Raw genomic sequence first — 9733 nt, forward strand, 5'->3', positions numbered from 1 at the left:
CCCGGCCCACCCACATGCCGCCTCGCTCGCGACCACTTCTACCGCTTCGGGTGGGCGTTGGCGCGGCCCTGGCCGCCCGCCGGCCGGCAGCGAGGACAAGCGCGAACGCATCCTCAATGAGGCCGTTGCCCTGTTCGGCGCCCATGGCTACGCGGGCACCTCACTCGCGGATATCGCTGCTGCCGCCGAGATCTCCAAGGCCGGTCTACTGCACCACTTCTCCTCCAAGGAGGCGTTGTTCGCCCAGGTGCTCGAGCGCCGCGACCGCGAGGACCGTGCGAGCCTGCTGGGGGACGAGCAGTTTAAGGACGACCCCTGGCGCCTGCTCGACGCCTTCGCGACCCTGGTGGAGCACAACACCCGCCACCGCGAACTGGTGGCGATCTATACGGCGACGACGCCGGCGGTTCTGGCTGCCGACCATCCGGCGCATGCCTGGCTGGCCCAACACCTGGCAGAGTCCATCGCGCAGATTGAGGCAAGCCTGGAGCGGGGCAAGGCCGCCGGCACGGTGCGTCCCGAGGCGCCCTCGCGGCTGATCGCGCGTTCGGTGGTGGCCCTCAGTGATGGGTTGCAGATCCAGTGGCTGTGTGCGACCACGCCCGGCACGGCGGCGGAGGTGAACGTCGGCACCGGGATGGTCGAAGAGATGCGCCTGTACGTGGACGACCTCAAGCGGCGCTGGCGGATCGGCTGAGTTATTCCGAGTTCTGCCGCGGCGGGGGCGGCTCTTCTGTGGCGCGGGTTGGGCCTCGGGGGCTGGGGTGCTGTACGGCTGGGCCGCGTCTCGTACACGAGTTTCCCGCAAAGACACGAGTTTTGGAGGTTTGCGGGTGCGGGGCACGTGCAAAGCTCTAAAACTCGTGTTCCTGACGCGAACGCGTGTGTTCGGCGTCGGCGCACCTAGCGAACTGTCACCACACCTGACGAGTCGTCGACGCGCAGGCCACCACGTGCGTGGGTCCCGCGGGAAACGCCGCCGCAGGGTGGGACACCACTCCCACACCCGAGGAAGGCCACCGGAACCCGTAAGGGCTGCGCCGGACGAACCAACTAAGGCCCCCACGACGCGCCCGAACCACACGCATTCGCGCCGATAAACCGCAAGTTCAGCCGGGTGGACCCGGTCGGCGGCGATTGGGGCTCCTTCGGTCTGAGGATGTGGCAGCGAGCGCGGGACAGGGCGCGGCCATACGCCCGGGGTCCTAACTACTGACCCGCCTCGTGTTTTGCACGACCTCGGGCCGCGTTCCACGACCTTGGTGCCTGTTGCACGACCACCCCGGGGTCGTGGAATGTGCACCAGGGTCGTGCAGTGTCGCCCAGGGTCGTGCAAAGCCACCCCGGCCCCCGACGCCGGACACCACCACCCACACAAAGGCCAGGCCTCCCCGCGACACGCCGGTCTACAGCACCACGTTCGCGCCGATGACCACGTCAGGGCAAAAAGAGGCCCCGCGCCATTGGCGCGGGGCCCCGGTCGGACTTTGGGGGCGCGGTCCCTGAAACGCGTCAACCCCAAACGCACCGGCACGTCATCAGAGTCCCTGAACCTCCTCGATGCCGCGAGCGTTCCGACATGGGTAATCATAGGCCGTCCCGCGTGGTTAATCCATCCAGGAAAGCCCAGAATTCCGCGGGAGTCTGGTAACGGATGGGTTGCGGTTACGCGGGATGCCCCAGATTCGCGAATCAGTGGCGGAGCCGCGAAGCCCTCAGGGTGACCCCTGCGACGACCAGCGCCGCCGCCACGACCAGGAGAAGCGGCGTGGTGGCACCGGTGTGTGCCAGCGGTCCGTTAGATCCGCTGGGCGCAGTCGCTGCGGCGGTCGGCGTCGCGGCCGGCCTCGACGGTCCGGTCGACGGGGCCGTCGAGGGCGCAGACGAGGGCACGGTTGTGGGCTCCGCCGAGGGGCTCGCCGACGGCGAGGGCAGCGGGGTGATGGAGGGGTTGCGGTAGTCCGACAACTGGTTGATGCGCAGCTGCACCGCCGTGGCCGCACCCCCGTCGGCGAACAGGGACACTCCCGTCGCCGTCTCCTCCGGGTAGACCGCATCGGTGATGGTTGTTGCGCCGTCGGCGGCGAACACCTCAACCGACGAGGCGTCCACCAGTACCCGCAGCCGCACCAGGCCATCCGCGTCGGGAGTGACCTCCGCGCGCTCCACGCTCGGGAAGGCCGCCGAGAAGTCGGTGGCGCCGGAGTTGGTGCGGTCCAGGTAGACCTCGCCCGCCTCGGCGTCATAGCCGACGACGGTGCCCTGCCCGTCGGCGGCATGCACGACGATCCCGCTGTCGGTGGCCGAGCCCGGGTCCAGGGCGAGGGAGATGTCGAGGGCCGTGCCCGCGGCCGGATCATCGAGGGTGTTGGTGCCCTCGGGGATCTCGGTTCCGTCCAGCACCACAGCGTCACCGGTGTACAGCGACTCGATCCCGGCCACGGGTGCGGCGGTCAGTCGCGGCTCGCCGTTCAGCGTGCGCAGCTCCAGCTGACGGGGCGTGGTCATGGCGGTGCGCCAGGAGGTGGTGGGTACCGCGTTCACGTAGTCCCAGTTGGACATCCAGGCCACCGTGTAGCGCTCGCCGTCGGGTACACCGTTCCAGGTGACGGCCGCGTAGTAGTCGCGCCCATGGTCCAGGTACGGCATCACTTCCGCCTGGCTGAACCCGGGCGTATCCGACTGGACGATGGTGTCGACCATGAAGTGGCCCCACTCGGAGGTCTGGTTGTTGTCCTCGAGCACCAACCGGGCCTCCCGTCCCCGCCACTGGCGCAGATCGAGGCTCGCCCAGTCCAGGCCGCCCGACTGGCGGCCGGTCGCGGAGGCGACCACCTGGCCGTCGACCACCACGTTGGCAGAGGTGTTGTTGGGAATGGCGGTGGCGGCGCGGTCCGACAACCGCACCTCGTCGAGGAGGATGTGTCCCCAGCCGGAGGTGTTCTCGTCGACGACGCGCAGCGTGACGGTGGTCCCGCGCAGGTCGCTCACGTCCCAGCTCTGCCAGTTGAGCTCCTCCAGGTTGCGGCCGGTGGCGGTGCGCACTACCTTGCCGTCGGCCAGCAGCTGGACGACGGTGGCGCCGCCGCCATCCGCCTCCGGGTGGTTGCCGCCGCCGATGAGCAGGTTCAGGTAGTCGGCGTCGATGGTGAACTCCGGAGAGGTGGCCGTGCCGGTGGACGCGTCGGTGCCCTGACCGGTGTCGGCGTCGTAGAAGGAGTTCAGCACGCCGGCACTGCTCATGTTGATCAGGTCCTGCTGCCCGGGTGCGGCACCCGTCAGCGGAGCCTCCCCGAAGGCGTTCCCGGTGACGGTCCAGCCCTCCCAGGTGCCGTCGTCGAAGCCGGCCAGCAGGGTGCCGTCGCCGTCGTCGCCGGTGGCGGCGGCGTCATAGGGGTGGTTGCCGCCGCCGATGAGCAGGTTCAGGTAGTCCTGTTCAATGGTGAACGGGGCGGAGGTCAGCGAGCCGGTGTCGGCGTCCCCCGTGCCCCAGGAGTCCGCGTAGTAGGAGCCCTCGTGACCGGTGACGTCACCGGAGGCCGGGGCGTCGCCGAAGGCGGTGCCGGAGGTGGTCCAGTCGCCGTAGGCGCCGGACTCCCAGTCCTCCACCACGGTGCCCTCGGTGCCGGTGTAAACGGGCAGCGCGTCGGCGGTGAAGGTGGTGCCGTCCCAGTCGCCGGTGAAGTAGCGGCCCCTGCCGGCCACGCTCAGCGACAGCACCCACTTGACGTTGTTCGGGTCGCCGTCCAGTGCCATGGGGAACAGGTCGGGACACTCCCATACGGCGCTCGTGTCACCCATGGGGCCGAAGGTGGACTGCCGCGTCCAGTCGATCAGGTTGTCGGAGGAGTAGAAGGCCACCTGGTGCTCGGCGGAAAGGGCCACCACCATGGTCCAGTGGCCGGCGGCCTCATCCCAGAAGACCTTGGGGTCGCGGAATTCGGTGGAGCCGATGTCCAGCACCGGGTCGCCGCCCTTGTAGGTGGTCCAGGTGCGGCCCTTATTCGTGGAGTAGGCCAGGGACTGGGACTGGTTGCCGTTGTGGTTGTCGGCGCGCGTCCACACCGCCACCAGGGGTGGGGCGTCGGCGGTGCCCAGGCCGGAGGTGTTGTTGACGTCGTAGACGGCCGAGCCGGAGAACACTCCGTAGTCCGCGGTGTAGGGGATGGCGACGCCGAGCTCCTCCCAGTGCACCAGGTCGGTGGAGACCGCGTGCCCCCAGGACATGTTGCCCCACTCGCTGCCCTCCGGGTTGTACTGGTAGAACATGTGGTACTCGCCGTCCACATACACCAGGCCGTTGGGGTCGTTCATCCAGTTGTTCTGGGGCGAGTAGTGGGCCAGCGGCCGCCAGGGGTCGGCGGCCGTGGTATCCGCGGGGTCGGCGGCGGCCGGGGCTGCGGGCAGGGGCGCGGCAGCGCCGACGGCGGCCAGGGCGAGTGCCGCCGTGACGGCCAGGGGCCGGAGCGGGCGTGGTAATCGCGAAGCGACGTGCATGTGCATCTCCTTCGATGCGATTCAGGGGTAAGGGTCAAGGCGTCCGGGGCCGCGTGTTCCCGGGACGCATGAAGACACTACGGTGAAGAAAACGATTTGACAAGAGTCGTTGTCGGGTTTGCTGTGCCAGGATCGGCCCATGAGCAACCCGGAGCGCACCGACATCGCCTTCCACTCCGCCTACGACCAGGGCTTCGCGCGCGTCGCCGCGGTCACCCTGCCGGTGAGCATGGGCGACCCCGCCGCCAATGCCACCGCCGTTGTGGAGCAGGCCCGCGCCCTGGCCGCCGACGGCGTGGTACTGGCCGCCTTCCCCGAGCTGACTCTGACCGGCTACTCCGTCGACGACCTGCTCCTGGACGACCTGCTGGCCGCCAACGTGCTGGCCGCACTCGAAACCATCCGCGTCGCCAGCGCCGACCTGCTGCCGGCACTCGTCGTCGGCGCCCCCCTGCGCGTGGGCGACCGGCTGCTCAACTGCGCCGTCGTCATCCAGGGCGGGGCGGTGCGCGGCGTCGCCCCCAAGTCGTACCTGCCCACCTACCGCGAGTTCTACGAGTCCCGGCACTTCGCCGCCGGAGCCGGCGACCTGCCCGCCACCGTCCCCCTGCCCGGCGTCGGCCCCGACGCCGACGGCGTGAGCGTGCCGCTCGGGCCGGACCTGCTCTTCGCCGTCGAGGACGTGCCCGGGCTGGTCTTCCACGTGGAGATCTGCGAGGACATGTGGGTGCCGGTCCCGCCGTCCTCCATCGCGGCCCTGGCCGGCGCCACCGTGCTGGTCAACCTCTCCGGCTCCCCGGTCACCGTCGGCCGCGCCGAGCAGCGCCGACTGATGGCCCGCGCCTCCAGCGCCCGCGATCTGGCCGCCTACGTATATGCGGCCGCCGGGCAGGGCGAGTCCTCCACCGACCTGGCCTGGGACGGGCAGACCTTCATCTACGAGAACGGCACCCTGCTGGGCAAGACCGAGCGCTTCCCCGACTCCCCCCGCGCCACCGTCGTCGACGTCGACCTCGAGGGCCTGCGCGCCGAGCGCCTGCGCCAGGGCACCTTCGACGACAACCGCCGCACCTTCGCCCGCGGCACCGCCGCCCCCACCAATCCCGACGCCTTCCGCACCGTACGCATCCCGCGGGACGCCCTGGCCGCGCCCCGCACCGACATCGGACTGCGCCGGGAGGTGTCCCGCTTCCCCTTCGTCCCCAACGATCCCGACCGCCTCGCCCAGGACTGCTACGAGGCCTACAACATTCAGGTGTCCGCCCTGGAGCAGCGGCTGCGCGCCATCGGCAACCCCAAGCTCATCATCGGCGTCTCCGGTGGCCTGGACTCCACCCACGCGTTGATCGTCGCCGCCCGTGCCATGGACCGCCTCGGTCGCCCGCGCACGGACATCCACGCCATCACCATGCCCGGCTTCGCCACCTCCGCCGCCACCAAGCACAACGCCCTCGCCCTGGCCACCGCGCTCGGCTGCCATGTGGAGGAGCTGGACATCCGGCCCGTCGCCGAGCAGATGCTCACCGCCATGGACCACCCCTACGGGCGCGGTGAGCGCGGCCGCGAGGTCTACGACGTCACCTTCGAGAACGTGCAGGCCGGGCTGCGCACCGACTTCCTGTTCCGCATCGCCGGCGCCCGCGGCGGCATCGTGCTGGGCACCGGCGACCTGTCCGAACTGGCCCTGGGCTGGTGCACCTTCGGGGTGGGCGACCAGATGGCCCACTACGGCGTCAATGCGGGCGTACCCAAGACCCTGATTCAGCACCTGATCCGCTGGGTGGTGGCCGAGAAGCTCTTCTCCGAGCAGGCCTGCGAGGTGTTGTTGGCCGTGCTGAGCACCGAGATCAGCCCCGAGCTGGTTCCGGCCGACGACGGCGAGCCCATCCAGTCCACTCAGGCGCGCATCGGCCCCTACGCGCTGCAGGACTTCACACTGTGGCACGTGCTGCGGCGTGGCGAGCGCCCCTCCCGTATCGCCTTCCTGGCGGAGAAGGCCTGGGCCGACCCGAGCGTGGGGCAGTGGCCGGCCGGCCTGCCCGAGGAGGAGAAGGTCGCCTACACGCTCGCCGACATCCGCAAGTGGGAACTGGTCTTCTTCCGGCGCTTCTTCTCCAGTCAGTTCAAGCGCTCGACGCTGCCCAACGGCCCCAAGGTGGTCGGCGGCGGCACGCTGTCCCCACGCGGCGACTGGCGCATGCCCTCCGACGCCGACGCCGGGCCGTGGCTCGCTGAAATTGAGCGCAACGTTCCCGAGATCTAAGACCACCCGCGTGCTACTGTGTGCTTCGTCATAATCTGTCGCCAGTCCAAACGATTTGGCATACGCTGACCGTGCTGGGGCATGGCGACGTGGTCATGACCCCATTGTTCGATCAGCACCGTTCCCCGACGGTGCGCCACTGGCAGGAGCCCGCCGTTGCAGTCATCAGTTGCAGTGATCGTCGCGGCCCACGGTCATTTGGCGGAGGGGTTGCTCAACTCCGCCGCCATGATCGCCGGCCCGCAGGACGACGTCGTCCCCATCAGCTTCGACCCCGGCGAAGGACCGGACGACCTCTTGGCGAAGTACGCCGACGCCGTCGAGTCCTCCGCCTCGGGGCAGTACCTCATCCTCGTGGATCTGCTCGGCGGCAGCCCCTACAACGCCGCCGCCCGCTTCGCCGCCGCCCGTGAGGACGCCGACGTCGTCACCGGGGTGAACCTGCCCATGCTCATCGAGGTCCTCGGCCGCCGCCTGGCCGGCGGCGACCTGACCGAGCTGGTCGAGGTCGCCAAGACCTCCGGCGCCGGCGGCGTCAAGGTCCTCTCCGAGATCTTCACCCCACCCACCACCACCGATTCCGACGACGACGAAGGAGACGAGCTCTGATGGACATCAAGCTCCTGCGCATCGATTCCCGCCTGGTCCACGGCCAGGTCGCCAACAACTGGGCCGGCTCCCTGGGCGCCGAGGCCATCCTCGCCGTCTCCGACGGCGCCGCCAACGACGAGCTGCGCAAGACGCTCATGCTCCAGACCGGCGGCGGCAAGGTCAAGGTCCATGTGCTGACCGTCGCCAAGGCCGCCCGCGTGTACAAGAACCCCAAGTACGAGAACCTCAAGGCCGTCATCGTCGTCGAGACCCCGGCAGACATCGTGCGCCTGCTCGACCTGGGCATCCAGGCCGATGAGGTCAACGTCGGCGGCATGACCTTCAAGCAGGGCACCAAGGCCCTGTCGCAGGCCGTCTACGTCTCCGACGAGGACGTCAAGAACTTCCAGGAGATCGACTCCCGCGGCATCAGCCAATACATCCAGCAGGTCCCCTCCTCCGGGCGCACCGGCCTGATGGAAACGCTGAAGTCCAAGGGCTTCATCAACTGACCCCCTCCCCTATCCGTCCCCACCAGGAAGCACTCTCATGCATGACATCGGTGCTGTCCAGATCATCCTCGTGACCCTCGTGGCCTTCCTCGCCGGTTGCGACTCCGTTCTGGACGAACGCATGTTCTATCGACCCATCATCGCCTGCACCCTGACCGGGCTCGCCATGGGCGATCCGACCACCGGCATCATGGTTGGCGGCAGCCTCGAGCTGCTCAGCCTCGGCTGGATGAACGTCGGCGCCGCCATGGCCCCCGACGCCGCACTGGCATCCACCATCTCCACCGTCATCGCCATCGCCGGCGGACAGACCCACGATGAGGCGATCGCCGTCGCCGTCCCGCTGGCCGTCGCCGGCCAGGCCCTGACCATCTTCGTACGTACCATCAACGTGTTCTTCGCCCACCAGGCCGACCGCTTCGCGGAGGACGGCAATATGCGGGGCATTCAGATCATGCACTTCATCGCGCTGTCCCTGCAGGGCCTGCGCGTGGCGATTCCCACCGCCGCGGTCGCGGTGGTCGCCTCCGGTGACTCCGTGGCGCGCGCCCTGGGGTTGATTCCCGAGGTCGTCACCGAGGGCCTGCAGATCGCCGGTGGCTTCATCGTCGTCGTCGGTTACGCCATGGTCATCAACATGATGCGGGCACGCAAACTCATGCCCTTCTTCTTCATCGGCTTCATCGTGGCGCAGTCCATGACCACCCTGGACACCGGTATCACCCTGGTCGCCCTGGGCATCATGGGCGTCTGCCTGGCCTTCATCTACGTCCAGCTCAACCCCGACTTCCACGAGTCGGTTCAGCTGCCGCGTCCCGCCCCCGCAGCAGTGGGCGGCGGCTCCGGCGGCCTGGACGACGACTTGGACGACGAACTCGATGACGAGCTCGACTGACCGCGGCAAGGAACAGGGAAGGAAACACGACCATGTCCACAGAGTCCACTGAAATCGACGCCGCTCCCGACACCGGGCGCATGCTCACCGACCGCGACCTGCGGAGCATGTACTGGCGCTCCACATTCCTGCTCGGATCCTTCAACTTCGAGCGCATGCAGGCCATGGGCTTCTGCATCACCCTCATGCCGGCGATCCGGAGGTTCTACCCGTCCAACAAGACCGAACAGGCGGCCGCCCTCAAGCGCCACCTGGAGTTCTACAACACCCACCCCTGGATCTCCTCGGTGGTCTTCGGCGTCACCGCCGCCATGGAGGAGCAGCGTGCCAAGGGCGAGGAAATCGGTGATGACACCATCACCAACGTCAAGGTCGGCCTCATGGGCCCGCTCGCCGGCGTCGGCGACCCCATCTTCTGGGGGACCATCCGGCCCGTGCTTGGCGCTCTGGGTGCCTCCCTGGCCCTGACCGGCTCGAGCAGTGCGTGGCTCGGCCCGCTCATCTACTTCCTGGGCATCAATGTCATTCGCATCCTGGTGCGTTGGTACGGCCTGAAGTGGGGCTACGAGCGCGGCACCGCCATGGTCAGTGAGGTCGGCGGCGGCCAGCTCAAGCGCATCACGCAGATCGCCGCCATCACCGGTCTGTTCGTCATGGGTGCCCTGGTGGCCAAATGGACGACGATCAACTTCCCCGGGGTGATCTCCTCGGTGGAGGCGGACGACGGCACCGTCACCGAGACCACCCTGCAGAATATTCTCGACCAGCTGCTGCCGGGCGTGGCCGCGCTGGGGCTGACCTTCCTGTGCATGTGGCTGCTGAATAAGAAGATCAACGCCCTGTGGATCATTCTCGGCATGTTCGTCATCGGCATCCTCGGCGCCTGGACCGGCTGGCTCGGCCTATAGCCCCACCACCGAGGTCGGTCGTTGTTACCGTCGAGGTCGGTCGAAGTTGCGAGGCTTCGACCGACCT

The 9733-nt window shown here is 68.6% G+C and carries 7 protein-coding genes; 6 read left to right on the plus strand and 1 reads right to left on the minus strand.

Annotated features, from left to right (window positions below; genetic code table 11):
- Window positions 1-109: 109 nt before the first annotated feature.
- Entirely contained in the window at window positions 110-697 is a 588-nt protein-coding gene (locus DRB06_RS11475; protein ID WP_111820021.1) for a TetR/AcrR family transcriptional regulator, read from the plus strand.
- 995 nt (window positions 698-1692) lie between these two features.
- On the opposite strand, the gene DRB06_RS11480 is transcribed toward DRB06_RS11475, so the two are convergent.
- Complete coding sequence (locus tag DRB06_RS11480) at window positions 1693-4497, minus strand: GH32 C-terminal domain-containing protein (RefSeq protein ID WP_111820016.1); 2805 nt, start codon at window positions 4495-4497, stop codon at window positions 1693-1695.
- 139 nt (window positions 4498-4636) lie between these two features.
- On the opposite strand from DRB06_RS11480, the gene DRB06_RS11485 reads away from it, so the two are divergent.
- From DRB06_RS11485 to DRB06_RS11505, 5 genes are all read left to right on the plus strand, one after another.
- Window positions 4637-6760: an NAD(+) synthase gene (locus tag DRB06_RS11485; RefSeq protein ID WP_111820017.1), complete on the plus strand. Its 2124-nt coding sequence runs from the start codon at window positions 4637-4639 to the stop codon at window positions 6758-6760.
- Window positions 6761-6916: 156 nt separating this feature from the next.
- Window positions 6917-7369 (plus strand): PTS sugar transporter subunit IIA, encoded by a 453-nt coding sequence (locus tag DRB06_RS11490; RefSeq protein ID WP_073333948.1) that lies wholly within the window; start codon window positions 6917-6919, stop codon window positions 7367-7369.
- A complete protein-coding gene (locus DRB06_RS11495; RefSeq protein ID WP_073333951.1) occupies window positions 7369-7863 on the plus strand; it encodes a PTS sugar transporter subunit IIB in 495 nt (164 codons plus the stop codon). The genes DRB06_RS11490 and DRB06_RS11495 overlap by 1 nt, the downstream gene beginning before the upstream one ends.
- Before the next feature lie 37 nt (window positions 7864-7900).
- A complete protein-coding gene (locus tag DRB06_RS11500; RefSeq protein ID WP_073333953.1) occupies window positions 7901-8758 on the plus strand; it encodes a PTS mannose/fructose/sorbose transporter subunit IIC in 858 nt (285 codons plus the stop codon).
- Window positions 8759-8790: 32 nt separating this feature from the next.
- On the plus strand, window positions 8791-9666 hold the full coding sequence (locus tag DRB06_RS11505) for a PTS system mannose/fructose/sorbose family transporter subunit IID (protein ID WP_073333956.1): 876 nt from the start codon (window positions 8791-8793) through the stop codon (window positions 9664-9666).
- Window positions 9667-9733 lie beyond the last annotated feature (67 nt).

Origin of the sequence: Actinomyces sp. Z5 (assembly GCF_003287795.1) — a bacterium.
GTDB lineage: Bacteria > Actinomycetota > Actinomycetes > Actinomycetales > Actinomycetaceae > Actinomyces > Actinomyces glycerinitolerans.